At 57.1% G+C, this 25094-nt stretch carries 20 protein-coding genes and 1 other annotated feature; of the genes, 13 read left to right on the top strand and 7 right to left on the bottom strand.

Annotated features, from left to right (window positions below):
* Window positions 1-5: 5 nt before the first annotated feature.
* Window positions 6-3623 (bottom strand): urea carboxylase, encoded by a 3618-nt coding sequence (uca, locus tag ACXKZD_RS16390; RefSeq protein WP_488981736.1) that lies wholly within the window; start codon window positions 3621-3623, stop codon window positions 6-8.
* Between the two features lie 2 nt (window positions 3624-3625).
* The gene (gene atzF, locus ACXKZD_RS16385) at window positions 3626-5422 is read right to left on the bottom strand and encodes an allophanate hydrolase (protein ID WP_488981735.1); all 1797 of its coding nucleotides are present in this window, start codon (window positions 5420-5422) and stop codon (window positions 3626-3628) included.
* Between the two features lie 269 nt (window positions 5423-5691).
* Between atzF and sltY the strand changes: the two genes are divergently transcribed.
* Together sltY and trpR are read left to right on the top strand one after the other, a co-directional pair.
* The gene (gene sltY, locus ACXKZD_RS16380; protein WP_033756501.1) at window positions 5692-7611 is read left to right on the top strand and encodes a murein transglycosylase; all 1920 of its coding nucleotides are present in this window, start codon (window positions 5692-5694) and stop codon (window positions 7609-7611) included.
* 45 nt (window positions 7612-7656) lie between these two features.
* The gene (trpR, locus tag ACXKZD_RS16375; RefSeq protein WP_010253656.1) at window positions 7657-7974 is read left to right on the top strand and encodes a trp operon repressor; all 318 of its coding nucleotides are present in this window, start codon (window positions 7657-7659) and stop codon (window positions 7972-7974) included.
* On the opposite strand, the gene yjjX is transcribed toward trpR, so the two are convergent.
* On the bottom strand, window positions 7975-8493 hold the full coding sequence (gene yjjX / locus ACXKZD_RS16370; protein WP_010253660.1) for an inosine/xanthosine triphosphatase: 519 nt from the start codon (window positions 8491-8493) through the stop codon (window positions 7975-7977).
* Window positions 8494-8699: 206 nt separating this feature from the next.
* On the opposite strand from yjjX, the gene gpmB reads away from it, so the two are divergent.
* Window positions 8700-9347 carry a 2,3-diphosphoglycerate-dependent phosphoglycerate mutase GpmB gene (gpmB, locus tag ACXKZD_RS16365; protein ID WP_010253664.1) on the top strand — a complete coding sequence of 216 codons (648 nt, stop codon included), beginning with the start codon at window positions 8700-8702 and terminating at the stop codon, window positions 9345-9347.
* Between the two features lie 40 nt (window positions 9348-9387).
* Here gpmB and robA read toward each other — a convergent pair whose 3' ends face one another.
* Window positions 9388-10269, bottom strand: coding sequence for an MDR efflux pump AcrAB transcriptional activator RobA (gene robA / locus ACXKZD_RS16360; protein WP_033756504.1), 882 nt, complete (start codon window positions 10267-10269; stop codon window positions 9388-9390).
* Window positions 10270-10463: 194 nt separating this feature from the next.
* Here robA and creA point away from each other — a divergent pair, with 194 nt between their 5' ends.
* The gene (creA, locus tag ACXKZD_RS16355; protein WP_010253671.1) at window positions 10464-10937 is read left to right on the top strand and encodes a protein CreA; all 474 of its coding nucleotides are present in this window, start codon (window positions 10464-10466) and stop codon (window positions 10935-10937) included.
* Between the two features lie 71 nt (window positions 10938-11008).
* Here the strand turns inward: creA and arcA are convergent, their stop codons facing one another.
* Entirely contained in the window at window positions 11009-11725 is a 717-nt protein-coding gene (gene arcA, locus ACXKZD_RS16350) for a two-component system response regulator ArcA (RefSeq protein WP_010253677.1), read from the bottom strand.
* Window positions 11726-12334: 609 nt separating this feature from the next.
* On the opposite strand from arcA, the gene ACXKZD_RS16345 reads away from it, so the two are divergent.
* The 5 genes from ACXKZD_RS16345 (at window position 12335) to thrC (ending at window position 18061) form a co-directional block, all read left to right on the top strand.
* A complete protein-coding gene (locus tag ACXKZD_RS16345; protein WP_010253680.1) occupies window positions 12335-13039 on the top strand; it encodes a tRNA/rRNA methyltransferase in 705 nt (234 codons plus the stop codon).
* A gap of 188 nt (window positions 13040-13227) precedes the next feature.
* A complete protein-coding gene (gene thrL, locus ACXKZD_RS16340; protein WP_071591720.1) occupies window positions 13228-13296 on the top strand; it encodes a thr operon leader peptide in 69 nt (22 codons plus the stop codon).
* Window positions 13235-13353, top strand: a sequence feature (Thr leader region). (Overlaps the previous gene by 62 nt.)
* A 26-nt stretch (window positions 13354-13379) precedes the next feature.
* On the top strand, window positions 13380-15842 hold the full coding sequence (gene thrA / locus ACXKZD_RS16335) for a bifunctional aspartate kinase/homoserine dehydrogenase I (protein ID WP_010671695.1): 2463 nt from the start codon (window positions 13380-13382) through the stop codon (window positions 15840-15842).
* Window positions 15843-15844: 2 nt separating this feature from the next.
* The gene (gene thrB / locus ACXKZD_RS16330; protein WP_010671694.1) at window positions 15845-16774 is read left to right on the top strand and encodes a homoserine kinase; all 930 of its coding nucleotides are present in this window, start codon (window positions 15845-15847) and stop codon (window positions 16772-16774) included.
* A gap of 3 nt (window positions 16775-16777) precedes the next feature.
* Complete coding sequence (gene thrC, locus ACXKZD_RS16325; protein WP_033756508.1) at window positions 16778-18061, top strand: threonine synthase; 1284 nt, start codon at window positions 16778-16780, stop codon at window positions 18059-18061.
* Between the two features lie 61 nt (window positions 18062-18122).
* Here the strand turns inward: thrC and yaaA are convergent, their stop codons facing one another.
* Window positions 18123-18896 (bottom strand): peroxide stress protein YaaA, encoded by a 774-nt coding sequence (gene yaaA, locus ACXKZD_RS16320; RefSeq protein ID WP_192034196.1) that lies wholly within the window; start codon window positions 18894-18896, stop codon window positions 18123-18125.
* 209 nt (window positions 18897-19105) lie between these two features.
* Here yaaA and tal point away from each other — a divergent pair, with 209 nt between their 5' ends.
* From tal to ACXKZD_RS16305, 3 genes are all read left to right on the top strand, one after another.
* Window positions 19106-20059, top strand: coding sequence for a transaldolase (tal, locus tag ACXKZD_RS16315; RefSeq protein WP_010253690.1), 954 nt, complete (start codon window positions 19106-19108; stop codon window positions 20057-20059).
* A gap of 126 nt (window positions 20060-20185) precedes the next feature.
* Window positions 20186-20773, top strand: a complete 588-nt coding sequence (mog, locus tag ACXKZD_RS16310; RefSeq protein ID WP_010253692.1) for a molybdopterin adenylyltransferase — start codon at window positions 20186-20188, stop codon at window positions 20771-20773.
* A gap of 106 nt (window positions 20774-20879) precedes the next feature.
* Window positions 20880-22187, top strand: coding sequence for an MFS transporter (locus ACXKZD_RS16305; RefSeq protein WP_340279153.1), 1308 nt, complete (start codon window positions 20880-20882; stop codon window positions 22185-22187).
* A 51-nt stretch (window positions 22188-22238) separates the two neighbouring features.
* Here ACXKZD_RS16305 and satP read toward each other — a convergent pair whose 3' ends face one another.
* The gene (satP, locus tag ACXKZD_RS16300; RefSeq protein ID WP_010253696.1) at window positions 22239-22808 is read right to left on the bottom strand and encodes an acetate uptake transporter; all 570 of its coding nucleotides are present in this window, start codon (window positions 22806-22808) and stop codon (window positions 22239-22241) included.
* A gap of 302 nt (window positions 22809-23110) precedes the next feature.
* Between satP and dnaK the strand changes: the two genes are divergently transcribed.
* The gene (gene dnaK, locus ACXKZD_RS16295; RefSeq protein WP_488981734.1) at window positions 23111-25021 is read left to right on the top strand and encodes a molecular chaperone DnaK; all 1911 of its coding nucleotides are present in this window, start codon (window positions 23111-23113) and stop codon (window positions 25019-25021) included.
* Window positions 25022-25094: the final 73 nt, after the last annotated feature.

Raw genomic sequence — 25094 nt, 5'->3', positions numbered from 1 at the left:
GCTCCTTATTCCAGCCACAGCAGGTTATCGCCAGGACTGACCGGACGGCCCGCCTGGCAGGCAATCCGCGTCACACGACCGGCCTGCGGGGCGATAATCGCCAGCTCCATCTTCATCGCCTCCACGATAATCAGCGTCTGCCCGGCGCTGACCTCGTCGCCCGGCTGCACCAGCACTTTCCAGATGTTGCCATTGAGATCCGCCTGCACCGGTAGCCCGTTCTCCTCCTCTTCGCTGACGCTGGCGCGCGTTTCATCCTCCGGCGGCGCGTTCTGCTCCTCCTGCGCCCATAGCTGCACTTCCTGTTCAAAGGCGGCGGCCTGGCGCTGGCGGAACGCTGCAATTTCAGCGGCGTGGTCGGCGAGGAACTGCTGGTGGGCGGCAAAATCAAACTGCGTCTCTTCAATACGCAGGCTGGCGCGGCCTTCGCGGAAATCTTCGCGCAGCTGGGTCAGTTCGGTTTCACTCACCGGATAGAAGCGCACCTGATCGAAGAAGCGCAGCAGCCACGGCGCATCGGTAGCGAACTGCGGATTTTTCAGGAAGGTGTTCCAGATGGGCAGCGTGCGGCCCACCAGCTGATAGCCACCGGGCGAATCCATGCCGTAGATGCACATGTACATGCCGCCGATCCCTACGGTACCTTCGGCGGTGAAGGTGCGCGCCGGACTGTATTTGGAACTCAGCAGGCGATGGCGTGGATCGATCGGAACGGCACAGGGCGCGCCAAGGTAGACGTCGCCCAGCCCCAGCACCAGATAGCTGGCGTTGAACAGGGTATCGCGCACCTCATCGCGGCTGCTTAAGCCATTAATCCGCTGGATAAAGTCCACGTTGTTGGGCAGCCAGGGGGCGCTGGCGCGCACCGTCTCCTGATAGCGGCTGACGGCGCCCAGCGTGGCGCTGTCTTCAAATGCCATCGGCATCCACACCACGCGGGAGGGCACTTTCAGCGTGCTGACGTCGCCCAGCGTCGCTTCCAGCGCCAGCAGCAGCGACATCAGCCCGGACTGGTGAATGATGCGGCTGTCGTAGCGCACCTGCAGCGAACGCACGCCAGGCGACAGCTCCTCTACGCCAGGCTCCGCCTGCGCCGTCAGCGCATTCATCAGCAGATGGACACGCAGACGCAGCGCCAGATCCAGTACATTGTCGCCATACTCAATCAGCACATATTTGTCGCCCGCCTGGCGATAGACCACTTTCGGCGTGCTGGTCGTGGCCTCCAGAGCGGCCAGAATCGTGGCGGAACCGTGGGCGGTTTCGGCCAGTGACGGCACGGCAAATGTGGGCGGATGCTCAGGCCGCAATGTCTCAATCAGATGCATCTGCGCTTTTTCCCGCGCCAGCGCATCGTCTGCGGTGATGGGGTGGAAGCGGATGGTGTCGCCAGGTTTAACCTGGCCCACTTTCCACAGCTCGGCTTTGGCGATAGTCACCGGACAGACAAAGCCGCCGAGGCTCGGGCCGTCGTGCGTCAGGATCACCGGGAAGTCGCCGGTAAAATTGACCGCGCCAATGGCATATTCACAGTCGTGAACGTTGGAGGGATGCAGGCCCGCTTCGCCGCCGTTGGCGCGGGTCCAGGTCGGTTTCGGGCCGACCAGCCGCACGCCGAGGCGGTTGGAGTTGTAGTGCACCTGCCAGTCACTGGCAAAGAACGCATCGATGGCGGCCTGGGTGAAGAAATCCGGTGCGCCGTGCGGGCCGTAGAGCACGCCGATGCGCCACTCGCTGCCGTAGTGCGGAATCAGCGCCGCATCGAGCGGCTGCGGATCGCTGACCGGGGCAGGCGTGGTGCAGGCTGCCCGCTCAGGCTGGGAGATCGCCAGCATATCGGCAACCCGCAGGGTGCGTCCGGCGTGACCGCCAAACTGGCCCAGCGAAAAGGTGCTGCGGCTGCCCAGATACTCCGGCACGTCGAAGCCGTTACGCACGGCCAGATAGCTGCGGCAGCCCGTCCGGGCGCGTCCCAGCGCCAGAGTCTCTCCCGCTTTCACCGCCAGCGGCTGCCAGGTGCTGACCGGTTCGCCCTCCAGCGTGGCGTCGCAGTCAGCACCGGTCAGCGCCACGATGGCATCACAGTGGAAACGCAGCGTCGGCCCCTGCAGGGTAAATTCCAGCCCCGCCGCCGCGTCATGATTACCGACGATGCGGTTAGCCAGCCGGAAAGCGAAGTCATCCATCGGGCCGGAAGGCGGCACGCCGATATCCCAGTAGCCGAGGCGGCCTGGATAGTCCTGAACCGAACTGAAGGTGCCGGGTTGCAGCACTTCCACCACGGAGGAGGCAGGCACCACGCTGTCGAGGTAGCGCGTCCAGACGTTGCCGCTGCGAAACGCGTCGCTGGCGGTAATCTGGCGCAGATAGTCGAGGTTGGTGGCGATGCCGTGCAGCTGAGTGGCATCCAGCGCATGGCGAAGTTTTTTCAGCGCCGCATCGCGGGTGTCGGCATGCACGATCAGTTTGGCGATCATCGGATCGTAGAAGCTGGAGACCTCGCTGCCGGTTTCGATGCCGCTGTCGACCCGCACGCCGTCAGGGAAAGTTACGCCGGTTAGCAGGCCGGGGCTGGGCTGAAAGTTCTTGAGTGGATCTTCCGCATAGAGCCGCACTTCAATGGCGGCGCCCTGCGGCGCCTGCTGCAGACGTGACCAGTCAACCGCATCGCCCGCCGCCACCTGCAACATGCACTCCACCAGATCGAGTCCGGTGACGCACTCAGTGACCGGATGCTCCACCTGCAGGCGGGTGTTCACTTCCAGAAAGTAAAAGGCCTGCTGGTCGACGTCGTAGATATACTCCACGGTGCCTGCGCTGCGGTAGTTAACCCGCTCGCCGAGCCGCACCGCCGAGGCGAGCAGGGCGTCACGCGTCGCCGGAGACAGGCCGGGCGCGGGCGTCTCTTCCACCACCTTTTGATTGCGGCGCTGCAGTGAGCAGTCGCGTTCACCCAGCGCGACCACAGTGCCGTTACCGTCACCAAAAATCTGCACTTCTACGTGGCGGGCGCGATCGATGCAGCGCTCCAGAAACACGCCCGCATCACTGAAGAACTGCTCGCCAAGACGGCGTACGCTCTCCCAGGCGCTGGCGAGCGCTCCGGCGTCGGCGCAGCGCGTAAGGCCAATGCCGCCGCCGCCCGCCGTGCTTTTCAGCATCACCGGATAGCCGATCTTATCGGCCGCCTGTATCGCCTCCTCCAGCGACGCAAGCAGCGGTGTGCCGGGCGTCATTGGTACACCCGCACTGACTGCCAGCTCTCGGGCACGGTGCTTAAGGCCGAACTCACCAATCTGCTGCGCGGTGGGGCCAACAAAGGCGATCCCTGCCGCTTCACAGGCTTCGGCAAACGGCTGGCTTTCTGAAAGAAAACCGTAGCCCGGCCAGATAGCCTGGGCGCCGCTCTGCTGAGCCGCCGCCAGAATTTTGTCGATGCGCAGATAGCTGTCGCTGGCTTTATCGCCGCCCAGCGCGATAGCGATATCCGCCTGCTTAACGTGCTGCGCGTTGCGGTCAGTATCTGAATAGACCGCGACACTTTTGACGCCAAGGCGCTTCAGCGTCCGAATGGCGCGGCAGGCGATTTCGCCGCGATTGGCAATCAGTACGGTGGTGAACATGATCAGTGACTCCCCTGTGATGCCAGCCAGCCGCGCCAGCCGCCCGTCTCAGTAATCTCCAGCGCGTTGTTCAGCGCCGCACCTTCGCAGATAAAGCCTTTCACCACCCGGCCATCCGCCAGCGTCAGACTGCCGATGCCCAGCGGTGCGGGAATCTCCGCCACAAACTCACCAAAGCGCGCCAGCGGGATATCCCACAGCTCCACGGTGATAGCGGCGCCCTGTTCGTCACGCATCAGGCCGGGTTTTTTGATCGCGCCCTCCAGCAGGGCAAACAGGCGATAGTGTGGCGCGGTCTTCGTCTCTTCCACCCAGACGGCATGGCGATCGGTGAGCTGGAAATTAAGCGGCATTCCGGTGAGATGCGCGCCCACTACCGCCAGCCGGACATGGTCGGCGGAGGCGGGCAGGCTGGTGCGCCAGGCAGGGCAGGGCTGGCCGGTCGCGCCCAGCGGCAGAGCAAGCTGCTGCTGCCAGCGAATGCCAAACTCAGCCAGCGCCCGATCGTGCCAGGCGGGCGCAATCAGCGTGATGCCTGCCGGGAGATCGTCATTGCGGAACGGTGCGGGCAGCGCCAGCGCGGCGAGGTCGGCAAGGTTGGTAAAGTTGGTATAGGTGCCAAACTGCGAGTTGTAGTGAATCGGCTCCTGCTTCATCTCCTCCAGGGTATGAATCGTGGGCGAGGTCGGCACCACCAGCGCGTCAAACTGTGCCAGCGTCTGCTGAATCTGACGCGTCAGTTCGGCCCGCAGATACTCCGCCTTATAGGCATCGACTGCGCTGTATTTCAGGCCACTGGCGATAATCTCGTGTACCACCGGGTCCATCTCCGCCGGGCGATCGAGCATCCCGCCCACCGCCGCCGTGCGTTCAGCGACCCAGGCACCGTAGTAGAGCTGTTCAGCCAGCTTCCGGAACGGGGTGAAGTCGATAGGGTGTAGCGTCACGCCACCCGCCTGCAACGCCTCCAGCGCCTGGTCCCAGGCGGCTTCGGCGGCGGCATCATCAAAAAACTCCGGGTTCAAAGGTACCGCAAAATGGGGATGGACGGGCAGGCTGGCCGGGGCGGTGCGCGGATTAATGCGCGAATAGGCGTCACCGGCATCATAGCCACCCATGACGCTGGCGACGCTAAAGGCATCTTCTGCCGTCAACGCAAACACTGAAATCGTGTCGTTGAGGCGGCAGGCGGGCACCACGCCGCGTGCAGAGAACCAGCCCTTGGTCGGCTTCAGTCCGACAATATTGTTAAAGCCCGCCGGAACGCGGCCCGATCCCGCAGTATCGGTGCCCAGTGAAAATGCGACCAGCCCGCGCGCCAGCACCGACGCGGAGCCGGAGCTGGAGCCGCCACTGACGTAATCGGCATCAAAGGTGTTACTGACCGCGCCAAACGGGGAGCGGGTGCCCACCAGGCCGGTAGCGAACTGATCGAGGTTGGTTTTGCCGATGACTATCGCGCCGGCGGCTTTCAGCCGGGCGACCGCTACCGCGTCTTCGCTGGCGGTATAGGTAAAGGCGGGGCAGGCGGCGCTGGTCGGCCAGCCCGCCACATCAATGTTGTCTTTGACGGCGAAGGGAACACCAAACAGCGGCAGCGATCCGGGATCGCGCTGATAGTGCGCCAGCAGTGGCTCAATCTGAGCCGCTAACTGCTCCGGTGTCGCCAGATAGATCCAGGCATTATCGTGCGTGTCGAGAGCCGCCAGGTGTGCGCTCAGCAGCGAAGTAATCTGTTGCGGCGCCTGCTGATAGCGCTGCTGCCAGGCGTGAAGCGTCAGGCCAAAGGTTGAAGTCATACGAAGAATTCCAGCTGGTATACAAGATGGAATTCAACAGAGCAAAGGCTGTGCCACTTTTTTAACGCAATGATTCAACAGTTTAATGCGTGCAGTGATAAGATTTTCTGATGATAATTTGCACAATTACGGCGCGCACGCTGAGCGATGACGGTGCGTTTACCTTTCGTGTGCGTAAATTTTGTGAAGAACATGGCAAGAGTCCGGTGGCCTGGTTAGCATGAAGACTGTCTGGCAACTCGCCGGCCCCAGCAACAGAGGAGATTTACGTGGTGAAGTGGCGTAACTGGATAATAGGGATCTGCATGGCCGGCACGGCCAGCAGCGCATGGGCCGATTCGCTTGATCAACAACGGCAACGTTATCAACAAATTAAACAGGCCTGGGACAGCAATCAGATGGCCACCGTGGATCAGCTGTTGCCCACGCTACAGGATTATCCGCTCTATCCTTATCTGCAATATCGCCTGCTGGCACAGGATCTCGATCAGGAGACCACCCTGGCGGTACAGAACTTTATTCGCCAGTATCCAACGTTGCCACCCGCGCGTTCGCTCAGCACCCGCTTTATTAATGTGCTGGCTTACCGACAGGACTGGCAGGGGGTGCTGAACTTCAGTCCGACTGAACCTAAGCCGGTGCAGGCACGCTGTAACTGGTATTACGCCAAATGGGCCACCGGTCAGCAGCAGGCCGCGTTTGACGGCGCGAAGCAGATCTGGCTGCGTGGCACGGCGCTGCCCGCGGACTGCGATAAGCTCTTCTCGGTCTGGCAGGCGTCCGGTCAGATTTCGCCAATTACGATCCTGGAGCGTATCCGGCTGGCGATGAAAGCAGGCAACGACAGCCTGGTGAGCTATCTGGCGAAAACGTTGCCAACTGACTATCAGACCATGTCTGACGCGATACAGGCCCTGCAGCAGGACCCGTTAACGGTCAGTACCTTCGCCAGCGCCGTCGGGCCAACCGACTTTACCCGCCAGGCGACGATTTACGCCTTTACGCGTGTGGCGCGGCAGGACATGGAAAATGCCCGCAGCCTGATTCCGATCCTGGTCCGGGCGCAGAAGATGGGGCCGGAGGATGAGCAGGCGCTGAAGGAGATTGTGGTCTGGCGCATGATGGGCAGCGATCTCACCTCTGAGCAGGCACGCTGGCGCGATGCGGTGGTGATGAACAGCGAGTCTACCGCGCTGGTAGAACGCCGGGTACGACTGGCACTCTCTCAGCATGACCGACGCGGCCTTAACACCTGGATCGCCCGTCTGCCGCTGGAAGCCAAAGAGAAAGATGAGTGGCAGTACTGGCAAGCCGATCTGCTGTTTGAGAAAGATCGCAAAGAGGAAGCGGAAGAGATCCTGCGCAAACTGATGCAGGCGCGTGGCTTCTATCCAATGGTGGCCGCGCAGCGGCTGGGCGTTGACTACCCGTTGCAGGTGGATGAAGCGCCGAAGCCTGACAGTGCCACGGTGCAGGGACCGGAGCTGGCCCGCGTTCGCGAGCTGATGTACTGGGGACTGGATAACCTGGCGCGCAGCGAGTGGAGCAATCTGATCGGCAGCCGTACGCACACGCAGCAGCAGATGCTGGCGCGCTACGCCAATGAGCAGGACTGGTGGGATCTCAGCGTGCAGGCGACCATCACTGCCAAAATGTGGGACAGCCTGAAAGAGCGTTTCCCGCTGGCGTGGCAGAGCGTCTATGAGCGCAATACCGCGGTGAAGCAGATCCCGCCGAGCTATGCGATGGCGATTTCGCGTCAGGAGAGCGCCTGGAATCCGAAAGCGCGTTCACCGGTCGGCGCCAGCGGTCTGATGCAGATTATGCCTGCCACGGCGGCGCATACCGTGAAGATGTATAACATCCCTGGCTACAGCAACACCAGCCAGCTGCTCGATCCGGAAACCAATATTCAGATCGGCACCCAGTATCTGGAATATGTCTATCAGCAGTTCAATCAGAACCGGATTTTCGCCTCGGCGGCCTACAATGCCGGGCCGGGCCGGGTGCGAAGCTGGCAGAAAACCAGTGCGGGCAATCTTGATGCCGTCGCGTTTATCGAGACCATCCCGTTCTCTGAAACGCGCGGCTATGTGAAGAATGTGCTGGCGTACGACGCCTACTATCGTCACTTCATGGGCAAGCCTGACAAGATCCTGTCAGATGCTGAGTGGAATCGCCGTTACTAGCTGTGCTAAGCTTCCGTACTCTTTAGCGAGTACGGAAGCCTCTTCATGACCCATTCTGATTCCCCCACCGATGCGCATCCGGCAGAAGATAGCTGGCAACGCTTTGTCGTGCTGATGCAGCAGGCCTTTGCTGATGGTCATGCGCTGCCACTGATGCAACTGATGATGACGCCCGACGAGCGGGAAGCGTTCGGCACCCGCCTGCGGATTATCGAAGAGTTAATGAACGGCGAGATGAGCCAGCGTGAACTGAAAAATGAGCTTGGCGTTGGCATTGCGACCATTACACGTGGCTCGAACAGCCTGAAAGAGGCGCCGCCGGAGCTGAAACGCTGGCTGGAGGCGCGTCTGGGACGCGCCTGATCACTGCTGGTAAAGCGGATGGATGAACGGGCAGAGCGCCAGAATCAGTGCCTGATGATAGACACTGGAGCGGCTGAGCAGGCCGTTTGTGAACGCCCCGATAGCGCCACCCTGGTGTTTAATATTTTCGATGCCGGTTAACCGCGCCATCTCTTCGCCCAGCTCCCGCCCTTCACGCAGACCCGCCAGCACCACCGGCGGCAGGGTGAAACTGGCCGAGCGCGATTCGCCGCGCTGCTTCTGATTTTCTACCACCATCCAGGCAAACGCGCTGTCATCTTCAATGCCCGCCTCAATCGCTACCCAGAACGCCGCTTCTGGCCGGACCTGCCGGGCATTCATCACGCGCTGACGTGCGCCAGTTCGCGTTTCGAGATGGGTTAACGGTTGTGCTGCTACGCCGCTATCGACCTCGACCCCTTCAATATGGCAGGATCCCTCGCCGAAAACGTCGTTGAATGCCTGAGCAATCGCATGAATTTTCGCTGGATTGGTGGTGGCTGCGACAACATGGTACATAATTGGTTGAACCCTCAGGTGATTAAGCGCCTGGCCTATCGGGCTGTTTGATTTGTCATTCTGAACCCGGGCAGTGCTCACAATCCTCACGTACTTTCCGTACGCGCCGGTTGTTTCGCGCTCTCCGTGTGCAGACTGACTGCAACAATGACGCCTGATGGGGTAAGCTCTAAAGCGATTTTTGTCGCAGTATAACGGAAACTAACATGCTACAGGTCTATCTTGTTCGTCACGGTGAAACGGTATGGAATGCGGAGCGTCGCATTCAGGGTCAGTCCGACAGTCCGCTGACGGAAAAAGGTGAGCAGCAAGCCTGGCAGGTGGGTGAGCGCGTGAAACATCTGGGCATTACGCACATTATTGCCAGCGATCTGGGGCGAACGCGCCGCACCGCGGAGATTATTGCGGATGCCTGCGGTTGCTCAGTCACGCTTGATCCGCGGTTGCGTGAGCTGAATATGGGGGTGCTGGAGAAGCGTCCGCTGGATGGCTTAACCGCGGAAGAAGAGCAGTGGCGCGCCACGCTGGTCAACGGCACCGAAGGGGGCCGTATTCCTGAAGGGGAGTCGATGACTGAGATGGCGACGCGCATGCACGCCGCGCTGAATGCCTGTCTTGATCTTCCTGCCGGAAGCCGTCCACTGCTCGTCAGTCACGGTATGGCGCTGGGGGCGCTGGTCAGCACGATCCTCGGTCTGCCCGCCTATGCGGAACGTCGTCTGCGTCTGCGTAACTGCTCACTCTCACGTGTTGATTATCAGCAGAGCGCCTGGCTGGCAGAAGGCTGGATTGTCGAGACGGCGGGGGATATTTCCCATCTGGATGCGCCTGCACTCGACGAGCTTCAACGCTGATTTACTTAAGGCTGCCGTCGCGATGACGGCAGCCTTAACGTCAGCTGGCTACGGTCTGGCGGCGAATGGGAATCAGATATTCGCAACGGATCTCGGTCGGTGGCTCAGCGCGTTTTTTACCGCCATCGGTGTAAAAGCGTTCGATGTCCTGTCCCTGACGGCGGGTCAGCCCCAGCGTCGGCATGCAGGTGCCATAGAGCAGCAGAATAAACTCCTGCAGATTGACGCGCGGGCCGGTATAGGTGAACTGCACGTAGTCGCCCGCTTCCAGAATCACGTTCTGCCCGGAGTGCAGGTTGACCGCGCTGTCAGCAGGCACCGCCGTGGTGTAGAGAATCTCCTGCTCATCATCTTTGTCCTGGCTGGCGCGCACCTGATGCAGGCCATACAGTACCGGCGGCACCGTGTCGGTTTCCAGCAGGAACTGCTTCCAGAAATGAATACGCATTTCGTCGCGGTAGCTGGAAATCTGCTCCAGAATACAGGTGTAGTTCTGGGTTTGTCCTACCAGCACCGTCTCCGGTAAGGTGACGAAAGCCGGTTCCGGCTGCGTCTCATCATCCAGGCGAATAGGGGGACGAATACCGAATGAGTTCCAGTCTGAAGAGCGGCGATACCACGCCGGTGTCTGAGCAAACTGCTTCTTGAATGCGCGAGTAAAAGTCTGTTGTGAATCAAAACGATACTGCAGTGCGATGTCCAGAATCGGGCGGCTGGTCAGGCGCAGCGCCACGGCGGCTTTAGACAGACGACGCGCACGAATATAGGCACCTATTGCGTGTCCGGTTACGTCTTTAAACATCCTCTGTAAATGCCATTTAGAGTAACCGGCTTTCTGGGCAACATTGTCCAGTGAAAGGGGTTGATCCAGATGGCTCTCCAGCCAGACAAGCAAATCGCGAATGATACCGGCTTGGTCCATAAAACATCCTCATACTCTGGTGGTGCAGCTAAAAGCATTCGAAGAATATTAGCACTCATTGCTCAAAAGACGTGGGCCGTTTTCCGGGGAAGGTTGTGCTAAATCAGTACGGGCTTCAACCCGTTTTGGTTTGGTCATTAACTCGATTAACAGTACATTACATTCTCATCTATTCCATTTGCAATGGTAACTCCATGACAATATTCCGACTTATGATCGCTGCGCTGACCACGCTGACCTTTTCCAGCCCGCTGTTTGCCGAACAGATTGGCTCTGTTGATACGGTATTCAAGATATTCGGGCCTGACCACAAGATTGTCGTTGAGGCTTTCGATGATCCGGACGTTAAAAATGTAACCTGTTATATCAGCCGGGCGAAAACCGGGGGTATTAAAGGCGGACTGGGTCTGGCAGAAGATACCTCTGATGCCGCGATTTCCTGTCAGCAGGTGGGTCCGGTCGAACTGAGTGATAAAATCGCGCAGGGCAAAGCAGAGGGTGAAGTGGTATTCCGCCAGCGCACCTCATTGATCTTCAAGAAGCTGCAGGTTGTACGCTTCTTCGACAAAAAGCGCAACGCCCTGGTCTATCTGACCTATTCCGATAAAGTGGTTGATGGCTCACCGAAAAATGCGATTAGCGCCGTGCCAATTATGCCGTGGCACTGATTATGCCGTCACACTAAGGACAAAAAAAACGCCCGCAGGGGCGTTTTTTATTTGCCGCGTCTGACAGGGGTTTAATCCTGCAGGTCACCGCAGAAGCGATAACCTTCACCATGAATGGTGGCGATGATCTCTGGCGTGTCCGGCGTTGATTCGAAATGCTTACGAATACGACGAATGGTGACATCAACGGTGCGATCATGTGGCTTGAGGTCGCGGCCGGTCATTTTTTTCAGCAGATCGGCACGGGTCTGAATTTTACCCGGGTTTTCGCAGAAGTGCAGCATGGCGCGGAACTCACTGCGTGGCAGTTTGTAGTGCTCGCCGTTCGGGTTGATCAGTGAGCGGCTGTTGATATCCAGCTCCCAACCGTTGAACTTGTAGCTCTCTACCTGACGACGCTCTTCGCCTGGCATGGCCAGATTCATGGTGCGCGACAGCAGGTTGCGGGCACGAATAGTCAGCTCACGCGGATTAAACGGTTTGGTGATGTAGTCGTCAGCGCCAATTTCCAGACCAAGAATTTTATCGACTTCGTTGTCACGGCCGGTCAGGAACATCAGGGCGACATTGGCCTGCTCACGCAGTTCACGGGCCAGCAACAGGCCGTTTTTACCGGGCAGGTTGATGTCCATGATGACCAGGTTAACGTCATTGTCGGTCAGCACCTGATGCATTTCAGCACCATCAGTCGCCTCATACACCACATAACCTTCCGCCTCAAAAATACTCTTGAGGGTATTACGCGTGACCAGTTCGTCTTCAACGATAAGAATGTGCGGGGTCTGCATGTTTAGCTACCTAAAATTTGCCAACAAATTGAAAACAGGGCGTACAGCGGTATGGCGTTCTCCATCATCGAGAGCGGCGGGCCGCGCTGAACCGTTGTACGAAATCATATTTTGATAAGCCATCTATCAACGTCAACAACAGTATTAGCTCAGCCAGTCAGGATGAAAATTGCATGCCCCGGGCGTTAATGATAATGGCGCATATCCTAACTGTATTAACAGCAACCTAACAGCACCAACTACAACCGATAAGCATAAAAACAACGCTTCGTTGACTTATATCAAATGCAATTGTAGCACGTTAACACTTTTGTGAAAAACTTCTCGCAGATTGCCTGTTTAGCTCACAAAAAGCATCATTTTCGTTACATTTTTTACGCAGTCGGGCCAAAATAAAACCCGCCGGAAATCACATTCTATCTCGTTGAAGTTAAATGGTTTAATAATGATTTCTTTAATAAAGCTCGTTTCAGGGATAAAAAGATTCAGGCCATCACTTTTAACCAGTTTTAACATGGTTAACACACGATTTTCTTATTACCTTCTGGCGACTGAATCATTAACAGCCATGTTAATATGGCGTTATGTTAATGGACCAATGGAATAAATATGCTTTTTCCCCTGATTCTCGTCTCGCCCGCGCGGCCAGAAAATATCGGCGCTGCGGCGCGTGCCATGAAAACCATGGGATTCAGCCAGCTGCGCATCGTTGCCAGTGACGCCTGGCAGGATCCCGCAGCGCGCCGGGTGGCACATGGTGCCGGCGAAATTCTCGACAACGTTCAGACCTTTGCAACCCTGGCCGACGCGTTAGCGGACATCGATTTTTCGGTCGCGACCACCGCGCGCAGCCGGGCAAAGTTTCGTTATTACGCCACACCGGAGCAGGTTGAAACGCAACTGCTGGAGAAACGCCAGTGGGTAAACAGTATGGCGCTGGTGTTTGGCCGCGAAGATAGCGGGCTGACCAACGAGGAGCTGGAGCTTGTAGACCTGCTGACCGGCATCCCGATGGCGAATGACTATCCTTCACTCAATCTCGGACAGGCGGTGATGGTCTACTGCTATCAGCTGTCGAAGCTGAATCAGGTTGAGGCATCAAAAGCCTCTGCGGCGGATGGGCAGCAGTTGCAGGCGCTGCGTCAGCGTTTCCATCAGCTGCTGGCGCAACTGGAGGTCAGTGATGATGAGAAGCTGTCAGACTGGATTGATCAGCGGGTGGGGCTGCTGGAACAGCGCGACAGTGCGATGCTGCATCGTCTGCTGCACGATATTGAAAAAAAACTCACAGATAAATCCTCGGCAAAAAGCTGATTTTACAGCAACAGATCGCAGGGAATTTCTGCATAGCAACCGATCGAACAGCGTTTTACGCTTTCACCGGTGGCTGTGCGCAGTGGTGGAAATCTGTCCGCCGGACAAATCGGGTTGACTTAATGTGCGCTTTGCTTTACTTCTGGAAGCAAGACGGACAGACAAAAACAGACAGAAAATAAATCTAAATGCGTAAAATCAGCCTGAACACCACAATTATTACCACCACCATTACCACAGGTAACGGTGCGGGCTGACGCATACAGGAAAAACAGAAAATAAGCCCGCACCTAAACAGTGCGGGCTTTTTTTTCGGCTTAAATTCAGGAGAGTTTATATTATGCGAGTGCTGAAATTCGGCGGGACCTCGGTAGCGAATGCGGAGCGGTTTCTTCGCGTCGCTGACATTCTGGAAAGTAATGCGCAACAAGGACAGGTTGCAACCGTGCTCTCTGCGCCAGCAAAGATCACTAACCATCTGGTGGCGATGATTGAAAAAACCATCAGTGGTCAGGATGCTTTGCCGAATATCAGCGACGCCGAACGCATCTTCAGCGAGCTGTTGCAGGGACTGGCTGACGCGCAGCCGGGCTTTGAGTACGATCGACTGAAAACCCGCGTTGACCTGGAGTTTGCGCAGCTGAAGCAGGTTCTGCACGGTATCAGCCTGCTGGGACAGTGCCCGGACAGCGTCAACGCGGCGATTATCTGCCGCGGTGAAAAACTCTCGATTGCGATCATGGAAGCGCTGCTGCAGGCGCGTGGCCATGAGGTCAGCGTGATCGATCCGGTGGAGAAATTGCTGGCGGTCGGCCACTACCTTGAATCCACTGTCGATATCGCCGAATCAACCCGTCGCATTGAAGCGAGTCAGATTCCGCCGCAGAACATGATCCTGATGGCAGGCTTCACGGCTGGTAACGAGCGAGGCGAGCTGGTCGTACTGGGCCGTAACGGTTCTGACTATTCAGCCGCTGTGCTGGCCGCCTGTCTGCGCGCCGACTGCTGTGAAATCTGGACCGATGTGGATGGCGTCTATACCTGCGATCCGCGCCAGGTGCCGGATGCGCGCCTGCTGAAGTCGATGTCCTATCAGGAGGCGATGGAGCTCTCCTATTTCGGCGCCAAAGTACTGCATCCCCGCACCATCGCGCCCATTGCCCAGTTTCAGATCCCCTGCCTGATCAAAAACACGGCCAATCCGCAGGCACCCGGCACCCTGATTGGAGCAGAAGGCGAACAGGATGAGAACCCGGTAAAAGGCATCACCAACCTGAATAATATGGCGATGGTCAACGTCTCCGGTCCTGGCATGAAAGGGATGGTCGGGATGGCGGCCAGAGTCTTTGCGGCGATGTCGCGCACCGGCATCTCGGTGGTGTTGATCACCCAATCCTCTTCCGAATACAGCATCAGTTTCTGCGTGCCGCAGAGCGAGCTGGCGCGGGCGCGTCAGGTGCTGGAGGAGGAGTTCTACCTGGAGCTGAAAGATGGCCTGCTGGATCCGCTGGATATCATTGAAAACCTGGCGGTGATTTCAGTGGTGGGCGATGGCATGCGCACGCTGCGCGGCATTTCAGCCAAATTCTTCTCGGCGCTGGCGCGCGCTAATATCAATATCGTGGCGATTGCTCAGGGCTCCTCCGAGCGTTCAATCTCGGTGGTGGTGAACAATGATGAAGTGATCACCGGGGTTCGCGTGGTGCATCAGATGCTGTTCGCCACCGATCAGGTGATCGAAGTGTTTGTGGTTGGCGTCGGCGGCGTCGGCGGCGCGCTGCTGGATCAGTTACATCGCCAGCAGGCGTGGCTGAAGAAAAAGCATATCGACCTGCGCGTCTGCGGCATCGCTAACTCCCGTGCGCTGTTAACCCACGTCCACGGCATCGATTTAAGCAACTGGCAGGCGGCATTAGGCGAAGCGAAAGAGCCGTTCAATCTCGGTCGTCTGACCCGTCTGGTGAAAGAGTATCATCTGCTCAATCCGGTGATTGTGGACTGTACCTCCAGCCAGGCGGTCGCCGATCAGTATGCTGATTTTCTCAGCGAAGGTTTCCATGTGGTGACGCCAAACAAAAAGGCCAACACCTCATCCTGGAATTACTATCAGCAGATGCGCGCCGCCGCTGCCAAATCGCGGCGTAAATTCCTCTATGATACCAACGTCGGCGCCGGACTGCCGGTGATCGAAAACCTGCAGAACCTGATGAACGCCGGTGATGAGCTGCTGCGCTTCTCCGGTATCCTCTCTGGCTCGCTGTCCTACATTTTCGGCCAGCTGGATGACGGAATGTCACTGTCGCAGGCGACAACGATGGCGCGTGAGATGGGCTTTACCGAGCCCGATCCGCGTGACGACCTCTCCGGCACCGATGTGGCGCGTAAGCTGCTGATCCTGGCCCGTGAAGCGGGTCATCAGCTGGAGCTGAGCGACATTGAGATTGAGCCGCTGCTGCCCGCCAGCCTGACCGAAATCCAGGACATTGAGCAGTTTATGCAGCGTCTGCCTGAGCTGGATAACGCTTTTGCCGCCCGGGTTGCGCAGGCGCAGGATGAAGGCAAAGTATTGCGCTATGTTGGCGTGATTGAAGAGGGCGGCATCTGCAAAGTGAAGATCGACGCCGTTGACGGCAACGATCCACTCTATAAGGTGAAAAACGGCGAGAATGCGCTGGCGTTTTACAGCCGCTACTATCAACCGATTCCGCTGGTGCTGCGCGGATACGGTGCAGGAAATGATGTCACAGCGGCTGGTGTCTTTGCCGACCTGCTGCGGACGCTGTCATGGAAGTTGGGAGTTTAATCATGGTAAAAATTTACGCACCGGCCTCGATTGGTAACGTCAGTGTCGGCTTCGATGTGCTGGGCGCGGCGGTTTCGCCGGTAGATGGCTCCCTGCTGGGTGACTGCGTCTCCGTGGAAGCGGCAGAGCAGTTTTCACTGACCAACGCCGGACGTTTTGTCAGTAAGCTGCCCGCCGATCCGAAAGAGAATATTGTTTACCAGTGCTGGCAGCGTTTCTGCCAGGAAATCGGCAAAGCGATCCCGGTGGCGATGACGCTGGAGAAGAACATGCCCATCGGCTCCGGGCTGGGTTCCAGCGCCTGCTCGGTGGTGGCCGGTTTAATGGCGATGAACGAGTTTTGCGGCAAGCCTCTCAGCGACAGCACGTTACTGACCCTGATGGGTGAGCTGGAAGGGCGAATCTCCGGCAGCGTGCACTATGATAATGTCGCCCCTTGCTTCCTCGGCGGCATTCAGCTGATGCTGCAGGAGAATGACATTATCAGCCAGGCGGTGCCGGGCTTTGATGACTGGCTGTGGGTGATGGCCTATCCGGGCATTAAAGTCTCAACCGCAGAAGCGCGCGCCATTTTACCGGCGCAGTACCGCAAAGAGGACTGCATCAGGCATGGCCGCTTGCTGGCTGGCTTCATTCACGCCTGCCATACGCGTCAGCCGCAGCTGGCAGCTAAACTTATGCAGGATGTGATTGCCGAACCTTACCGGACCCGGCTGCTGCCAGGCTTCACCGAGGCGCGGCAGGCCGCGAAAGATATTGGCGCACTGGCGTGCGGTATCTCAGGCTCTGGTCCGACACTTTTCGCCGTTTGCAATCAGATGGAAACGGCACAGCGGATGGCTGACTGGCTGAGCCAGCACTATCTGCAGAATGATGAAGGCTTCGTCCATATCTGCCGTCTCGACACGGCTGGCGCACGACAATTGGGATAACGCATGAAACTCTACAATCTTAAGGATCACAACGAGCAGGTCAGCTTCGCCCAGGCGGTGAAACAGGGTCTGGGTTCGCAGCAGGGTCTGTTCTTTCCGCTGGAACTGCCGGAGTTTGAACTGACCGACATCGACGCGATGCTGGAGATGGATTTTGTCAGCCGCAGCAGCAAAATTCTCTCGGCTTTCATTGGTGACGAGATTCCGGCCCAGCAGCTGCATGAGCGTGTTAAAGCCGCTTTTGCTTTTCCGGCCCCGGTGAAAGCCGTCAGCGAAGATATCGCCTGTCTGGAGCTGTTCCACGGCCCGACGCTGGCGTTTAAAGATTTCGGCGGCCGTTTTATGGCGCAGATGCTGTCGTATTTTTCAGGCTCAGATGAGCAGATCACCATTCTCACCGCCACCTCCGGTGATACCGGCGCGGCCGTGGCGCACGCCTTTTACGGCATGAAGAACGTGCGCGTGGTGATCCTCTATCCGCAGGGCAAAATCAGTCCGCTGCAGGAGAAACTCTTCTGTACTCTGGGCGGCAACATCGAAACCATTTCTATCGACGGCGATTTTGATGCCTGCCAGTCGCTGGTGAAACAGGCGTTTGATGACGAAGAGCTGAAGCGCGCGATTGGCCTGAACTCGGCTAACTCCATCAACATCAGCCGCCTGCTGGCGCAGATCTGCTACTACTTTGAAGCGGTCGCACAGCTGCCACAGGAAAAACGTAATCAGCTGGTGGTATCAGTGCCGAGCGGCAACTTTGGTGATTTGACCGCCGGTCTGCTGGCGAAATCGCTGGGCCTGCCGATCAAACGCTTTATCGCCGCCACCAACGCCAACGACACGGTGCCGCGCTTCCTGGGCAACGGCGAGTGGCAGCCAAACCAGACGGTCTCTACGCTGTCGAATGCCATGGATGTCAGCCAGCCTAATAACTGGCCGCGTGTGGAAGAGCTGTTCCGCCGTAAAACCTGGCGCTTAACCGATCTGGCCTGTGGTGCGGTCTCGGATGAGACCACGCGCGCCGCCATGCGTGAACTGGCTGAGATGGGCTACATTTCCGAGCCGCATGCCGCCATTGCCTGGCGTCTGTTGCGCGATCAGCTGCAGGAAGGGGAGTATGGTGTGTTCCTGGGAACCGCGCATCCGGCGAAATTCCGCGAAAGTGTGGAAGCGATCCTTGAACAGACCCTGACGCTGCCGCCGGAGTTAGCGGAGCGCGCCGACCTGCCGCTGCTGTCGCATCAGATGAAGGGTGATTTCGCCTCGCTGCGGGCGTTTCTGCTGAAGTAAACCTGTGAAAGGCTTCCCGGTTGCGGGAAGCCTGTTTGTGGAAAGCAGAGGGCGCGGGGTGTTACTGCTCTGCGCGCTTAAAGACCAGCTCGCTCTCGCTGCTGCTGGCTGCATCAAAACGATAGCCATCCAGATCAAACGCCTTTAGCTGTTCCGGCTTCGTCAGGCGCTGCTGAATCACATAGCGACTCATTAATCCACGCGCCTTTTTGGCATAGAAGCTAATCACTTTGTAACTGCCATTCTTTTCGTCGAGGAACACCGGCTTAATCATCTGTGCCCGCAGCGTCTTCGGCTTAACCGCCCGGAAATATTCGTCCGAGGCGAGGTTGATCAGCACCTCATCGCCCTGTTCCGCCAGTGCGGCATTCAGCGTTTCAGTGATGAGATCGCCCCAGAAGGTGTAGAGATCTTTGCCCGCCGGATTCGCCAGGCGAATGCCCATCTCCAGACGGTAAGGCTGCATTAAATCGAGTGGACGCAGTACGCCATACAGGCCTGACAACATACGCAGGTGCTGCTGAGCAAAATCGAAATCCTTATCGCTGAAGGTCTCTGCCTGTAAACCGGTGTAGACATCACCTTTGAACGCCAGAATTGCCTGACGGGCATTCTGAGGGGAAAAATCGGGCTGCCAGCTGTTAAAGCGCTCGGCATTCAGGTGCGCCAGTTTGTCGCTGATGCCCATTAACGAGGCGATGCTGGCGGGTGACAGCTCGCGCGCAATTTCAATCAGCTGTTGTGACTTTTCTAACAGCGCAGGCTGGGTGAAACGCGTTGTCGCCAGCGGGCTTTCATAATCCAGCGTCTTGGCGGGAGAGATCACCATCAACATAGTTGCTTCCTCGGTTAATGCCTGGTTTAACAGGGCATTGGCTGCTTATCAGGCTTCGCAGTGTACCAAAAAAGCCGCAAAGAATGACGAATCACACCTATTTGTTCGCGCTATCGTAAACGGCATTCCCTGACCTTGCGCCACCGTTGCCGCGTGATATTATCGCAACAGCCTTTTTTCACACTGACAGTTAACTAAGAGAAAAGAACATGACGGACAAACTTACCTCCCTGCGTCAGCTCACCACCGTCGTCGCCGACACCGGTGATATTGCAGCCATGAAGCTGTATCAGCCACAAGACGCCACCACCAACCCTTCTCTGATTCTCAACGCCGCGCAAATTCCTGAATACCGTAAACTGATCGATGAAGCGATCGGCTGGGCGCGTGATCAGAGCAGCAACAAAGAAGAGCAGCTGCAGCTGGTTTCTGACAAGCTGGCCGTGAACATTGGTCTGGAAATCCTCAAACTGATCCCAGGCCGCATCTCGACGGAAGTGGATGCGCGTCTCTCTTACGACACTGAAGGCAGCATCGCCAAAGCCCGCAGCCTGATCAAACTCTACAATGATGCCGGTATCAGCAACGACCGCATCCTGATCAAACTGGCCTCTACCTGGCAGGGCATCCGTGCTGCAGAGCAGCTGGAAAAAGAGGGTATCAACTGTAACCTGACGCTGCTGTTCTCCTTTGCTCAGGCGCGTGCCTGTGCTGAAGCGGGCGTGTTCCTGATCTCTCCGTTTGTTGGCCGTATCCTCGACTGGTACAAAGCCAATACTGACAAGAAAGAGTATGCCGCGCACGAAGATCCAGGCGTGGTTTCAGTTTCTGAAATCTACAACTACTACAAGCAGCACGGCTATGAAACCGTGGTGATGGGCGCCAGCTTCCGTAACGTCGGCGAAATTATCGAGCTGGCTGGCTGTGACCGTCTGACCATTTCTCCTGCGCTACTGAAAGAGCTGGCGGAGAGCGAAGGCACCCTGGAGCGTAAACTGAGCTACAGCGGCGAAGTGAAAGCGCGTCCGGCGCGCATGACCGAGTCTGAGTTCCTGTGGCAGCACAACCAGGATCCTATGGCGGTTGCGAAGCTGGCAGAAGGTATCCGCAATTTTGCCGTTGATCAGGGCAAACTTGAGAAGATGCTGGCAGAACTGCTGTAATCTGTTGACCGTGGCGGCGCAGGCTGCCACGGTTTTCCCTTTTCCGACCCTTTCACTTTATATTATCCTCTCGGCTATTCCCCTTTTACTCCAACCGCACCGCGGTAAATCACAGCGAAGCTAATCATGAATACATTACGCATTGGCCTGATCTCGGTCTCCGATCGCGCCGCGAACGGCATTTATCAGGATCAGGGTATTCCCGCGCTGGAGAGCTGGCTCGGCAGCGCAATCAGCAGCCCGTTTGAGATTGAGTCCCGACTGGTGCCCGACGAGCAGCCGATGATTGAGCAGGCGATTTGCGAACTGGTCGATGAACGTTTTTGCCATCTGGTGTTAACCACCGGCGGCACCGGTCCGGCCCGACGGGATGTCACGCCCGATGCCACCTTAGCCGTTGCCGATCGTGAAATGCCTGGTTTTGGTGAGCAGATGCGCCAGATCAGCCTGCAGTTCGTACCGACCGCGATTCTGTCGCGTCAGGTCGGGGTGATCCGCAAGCAGTCGCTGATCCTCAATCTGCCTGGTCAGCCGAAGTCGATCAAAGAGACGCTGGAAGGGCTGAAGGATGAGCAGGGCAACGTAAAAGTTCACGGCATCTTTGCATCTGTACCTTATTGTTTACAGTTGCTGGAAGGGCCTTACGTCGAAACGCATTCCAGCGTAGTAGCAGCATTTCGGCCTAAAAGCGCTATACGTGAGATAAATAACTAAATATTCCCCATTTCAGGCATAAGCTATAGCCTTGCTGGTGTGGCAAAAGATTGACGGTATAGTAATAAGATCTTTACAACTTTATCTCTTTTGCCTCTGGAATATTATGAATCCGACTCACACTCAGCGTCTGACCGGTAAGGATTACAAGACCCTGGCGCTGGCCGCGCTGGGCGGCGCGCTGGAATTCTACGACTTCATCATCTTCGTTTTCTTCGCCACCGTGATTGGCGAACTCTTTTTCCCTTCAGATATCCCGGAATGGCTGCGTCAGTTGCAGACGTTTGCCATTTTTGCCGCAGGCTATCTGGCTCGTCCGCTGGGCGGCATCGTGATGGCGCATTTTGGCGATAAGCTCGGGCGCAAAAAGATGTTCAGCCTGAGCATTCTGCTGATGGCGCTGCCGACCCTGATGATGGGCGCTTTACCCACCTGGCAGACGATTGGCATTGCTGCGCCACTGCTGATGCTGCTGATGCGGATGTTACAGGGCGCGGCGATTGGCGGTGAAGTGCCGGGCGCCTGGGTGTTTGTCGCGGAACACGTGCCCTATAAACGTATCGGCATCGCCTGCGGCACGCTGACGGCCGGGCTGACTATCGGCATTTTACTGGGGTCGCTGGTAGCCACGCTGATCAATACCTCAATGTCGCAGCAGGCGATCCATGATGGCGGCTGGCGCATCCCTTTCTTCCTCGGCGGCGTGTTCGGGCTGGTCGCGATGTACCTGCGTCGCTGGCTGCATGAGACGCCGGTGTTTATTGAGATGCAGCAGCGTAAAGCGCTGGCGGAAACCCTGCCGCTGAAGACCGTGCTGGCAGAGCATAAAAAGTCGATTGTCATCTCTATGCTGCTGACCTGGCTGCTTTCCGCCTGCATCGTGGTGGTGATCCTGATGTCGCCGGTCTGGCTGCAAAAACAGCAGGGCATCGCGCCTGCGCTGACCCTGCAGGCCAACAGCATCGCCACCGTGATGCTCTGCATTGGCTGCATTATTGCCGGACTCGCGGCCGATCGCTTTGGTGCCAGTCGTACGCTGTGTGTCGGCAGCCTGCTGCTGGCGATCTGTAGCTGGCAGTTTTATCACCTGACTGCCCTCTATCCACAGCAGCTCTTCCTGCTTTATGGCATGGCGGGTTTCAGCGTCGGTATCGTCGGCGTGGTGCCCTTTGTGATGGTGCGCGCCTTTCCGGCAGAAGTGCGTTTTACCGGACTCTCATTTTCCTACAACCTCTCCTATGCGATCTTTGGCGGGCTGACACCGATCTTTGTGTCGCTGCTGATGAAAGTCTCAGAGATGGCACCCTGCTGGTATGTGATGGCGCTGGCGCTGGTAGGATTGCTGACGGGGATCTGGCTGCGGCGTGATGTCAGCCACGAGCCTGGCCTGCAGCAGGGGATTAACTCTTTGTAATGCGGGGACGCGGAGCCAGGCTCCGCGTCTTTTTTATGCGTAAAGGCAGGCTTAGAGTGATTTCGCGCCAATCGGCAGAATGGTGCGGCCAAAGGTTTCGTTCAGCACTTCACCCATCGCCAGATAGCAGGCGCTGGCTCCACAGAGTATCCCGACCCAGCCCGCGGAGACCACCAGCGCCGGCAGGTGCATAAGATGAGCCACGGCCAGCAGCAGAAACAGCAGCGTGAGCGAGCCGAAAACAAACTGCAGCATCCGCGCACCTTTCAGCGTACCGACGAACATAAACAGCGTGAAAATGCCCCACAGTGCCAGCCAGGCCCCCAGGAAACGTTCGTCAGGCGCTTTTGCCAGACCCATTTCAGGTAACAGCAGAATCGCCACAAAGCTTAACCAGAACATGCCGTAAGAGGTAAAGGCGGTCAGCCCGAAAGTGTTGTTCTTTTTAAACTCCAGCAGACCGGCCAGCACCTGCGCAATTCCGCCATAAAAAATGCCCATGGCTAAAATCGCCACGTCCATGGCAAACAGACCCGTGTTGTGCAGGTTCAGCAAAATGGTCGTCATGCCAAATCCCATTAATCCCAGCGGGGCAGGGTTAGCCAGCGTTGAATTTGCCATAGTTCCTCGGCAGTAAAATGATCGTTGATGTAATAAACGGATTTCGTCCTGCTCCCTGAGGGGAGCAAGGCGACGCATCATATTCAGCGTTGTGGCAGCGTTCTTTGATCCCGACAGGGCCAAAGGTAAAAATTTTTTTTTGGTTTAGCCCTTGATGCGCATCGAAGCGGCCCCATTTACTTGTCATCGAGCGTTGTGAACGTTGGAAAAAAAGCATGTGCTGGCAGTTGAATGCAAACAACCCGCCCACATAAAAGGTTCACAACCCAAATTGGCAACGAATTTAAGTGGGAGATGTTTAGATGGGTAAGATTATTGGTATTGACCTGGGTACAACCAACTCTTGTGTTGCGATCATGGATGGCACTAAAGCACGCGTGCTGGAAAATGCCGAGGGCGATCGCACCACGCCTTCAATTATTGCGTATACACAGGATGGCGAAATTCTGGTCGGTCAACCGGCTAAACGTCAGGCAGTGACCAACCCGCAGAATACCCTGTTCGCAATTAAGCGTCTGATCGGTCGTCGCTTCCAGGACGAAGAAGTACAGCGTGATATTAAAATCATGCCGTACAAAATTACCGGCGCTGACAACGGCGACGCATGGCTGGAAGTGAAAGGTCAGAGAATGGCACCGCCGCAGATCTCTGCTGAAGTGCTGAAGAAAATGAAAAAGACCGCCGAAGATTACCTCGGTGAGCCAGTGACTGAAGCGGTTATTACCGTACCGGCTTACTTCAACGATGCGCAGCGTCAGGCAACCAAAGACGCCGGCCGTATCGCAGGTCTGGAAGTCAAACGTATCATTAACGAACCGACCGCTGCTGCACTGGCATACGGTCTGGATAAAGGCCAGGGTAACCGCACCATCGCGGTTTATGACCTGGGTGGCGGTACCTTCGATATCTCAATCATTGAGATCGACGAAGTTGACGGCGAAAAAACCTTTGAAGTTCTGGCGACCAACGGTGATACCCACCTGGGTGGTGAAGACTTCGATAGCCGCCTGATTAACTATCTGGTTGCTGAATTCAAGAAAGACCAGGGTATCGATCTGCACAACGATCCACTGGCGATGCAGCGTCTGAAAGAAGCGGCAGAGAAAGCGAAAATCGAACTTTCTTCTGCACAGCAGACCGACGTTAACCTGCCATACATCACGGCAGATGCGACCGGTCCTAAGCACCTGAACATCAAAGTGACCCGCTCTAAACTGGAGTCACTGGTTGAAGATCTGGTTGCTCGCTCAATCGCGCCACTGAAAGTTGCGCTGCAGGATGCCGGTCTGTCTGTTTCAGACATCAACGACGTCATCCTGGTGGGTGGTCAGACTCGTATGCCACTGGTTCAGGCCAAAGTGACTGAGTTCTTCGGTAAAGAGCCACGTAAAGACGTGAACCCGGACGAAGCGGTCGCGGTCGGTGCTGCAGTTCAGGGGGGTGTACTGGGTGGCGACGTGAAAGACGTGCTGCTGCTGGACGTTACCCCGCTGTCACTGGGTATCGAAACCATGGGTGGTGTGATGACTTCGCTGATTAGCAAGAACACCACCATCCCAACCAAGCACAGCCAGGTCTTCTCGACTGCTGAAGATAACCAGTCAGCCGTGACCATTCACGTGCTGCAGGGTGAGCGTAAGCGCGCCAATGACAACAAGTCACTGGGCCAGTTCAACCTCGACGGTATCCAGAACGCGCCACGCGGTCTGCCGCAGATCGAAGTGACCTTCGACATCGATGCGGATGGTATCCTGCACGTGTCGGCGAAAGATAAGAACAGCGGTAAAGAGCAGAAAATCACCATCAAAGCCTCTTCAGGTCTGAGCGATGAAGAGATCCAGAAAATGGTGAGTGATGCGGAAGCGAACGCTGAATCTGACCGCAAGTTCGAAGAGCTGGTACAGACGCGTAACCAGGGCGATCAGATTGCCCACAGCACGCGTAAGCAGCTGGAAGAAGCGGGCGACAAACTGTCAGCTGATGACAAAGCGCCAATCGAAGCCGCTCTGGCCGAGCTGGAAACTGCGCTGAGAGGCGAAGACAAAGCGGAAATCGACGCCAAAATGCAGGCGCTGATGGAAGTGTCCGGCAAACTGATGGAAGCAGCACAGCAGTCTCAGGCGGGTGCAGCGGATGCCGGTGACGCGTCAGCGAAGAAAGATGACGACGTTGTCGATGCTGAATTCGAAGAAGTGAAAGACAACAAGAAATAATTGCCCCTGACCGGGCGCGACGGTTGGCCTGACAGCCGTTGAAACCAGCACGGGCGTAGGAGATCTCTCCACG

It is taken from the genome of Pantoea sp. ABR1s (genome assembly GCF_057812235.1).
This window is presented reverse-complemented; position numbering and strand designations above follow the sequence as displayed.

Bases quoted from the DNA above. Each gene is read 5' to 3' on its own strand.
- thrC (WP_033756508.1), top strand. From the start codon at position 16,778: ATGAAACTCTACAATCTTAAGGATCACAACGAGCAGGTCAGCTTCGCC.
- dnaK (WP_488981734.1), top strand. From the start codon at position 23,111: ATGGGTAAGATTATTGGTATTGACCTGGGTACAACCAACTCTTGTGTT.
- yaaA (WP_192034196.1), bottom strand. From the start codon at position 18,896: ATGTTGATGGTGATCTCTCCCGCCAAGACGCTGGATTATGAAAGCCCG.
- uca (WP_488981736.1), bottom strand. From the start codon at position 3,623: ATGTTCACCACCGTACTGATTGCCAATCGCGGCGAAATCGCCTGCCGC.
- atzF (WP_488981735.1), bottom strand. From the start codon at position 5,422: ATGACTTCAACCTTTGGCCTGACGCTTCACGCCTGGCAGCAGCGCTAT.
- thrA (WP_010671695.1), top strand. From the start codon at position 13,380: ATGCGAGTGCTGAAATTCGGCGGGACCTCGGTAGCGAATGCGGAGCGG.
- ACXKZD_RS16305 (WP_340279153.1), top strand. From the start codon at position 20,880: ATGAATCCGACTCACACTCAGCGTCTGACCGGTAAGGATTACAAGACC.
- arcA (WP_010253677.1), bottom strand. From the start codon at position 11,725: ATGCAGACCCCGCACATTCTTATCGTTGAAGACGAACTGGTCACGCGT.
- mog (WP_010253692.1), top strand. From the start codon at position 20,186: ATGAATACATTACGCATTGGCCTGATCTCGGTCTCCGATCGCGCCGCG.
- thrB (WP_010671694.1), top strand. From the start codon at position 15,845: ATGGTAAAAATTTACGCACCGGCCTCGATTGGTAACGTCAGTGTCGGC.
- satP (WP_010253696.1), bottom strand. From the start codon at position 22,808: ATGGCAAATTCAACGCTGGCTAACCCTGCCCCGCTGGGATTAATGGGA.
- trpR (WP_010253656.1), top strand. From the start codon at position 7,657: ATGACCCATTCTGATTCCCCCACCGATGCGCATCCGGCAGAAGATAGC.
- creA (WP_010253671.1), top strand. From the start codon at position 10,464: ATGACAATATTCCGACTTATGATCGCTGCGCTGACCACGCTGACCTTT.
- yjjX (WP_010253660.1), bottom strand. From the start codon at position 8,493: ATGTACCATGTTGTCGCAGCCACCACCAATCCAGCGAAAATTCATGCG.
- ACXKZD_RS16345 (WP_010253680.1), top strand. From the start codon at position 12,335: ATGCTTTTTCCCCTGATTCTCGTCTCGCCCGCGCGGCCAGAAAATATC.
- robA (WP_033756504.1), bottom strand. From the start codon at position 10,269: ATGGACCAAGCCGGTATCATTCGCGATTTGCTTGTCTGGCTGGAGAGC.
- tal (WP_010253690.1), top strand. From the start codon at position 19,106: ATGACGGACAAACTTACCTCCCTGCGTCAGCTCACCACCGTCGTCGCC.
- gpmB (WP_010253664.1), top strand. From the start codon at position 8,700: ATGCTACAGGTCTATCTTGTTCGTCACGGTGAAACGGTATGGAATGCG.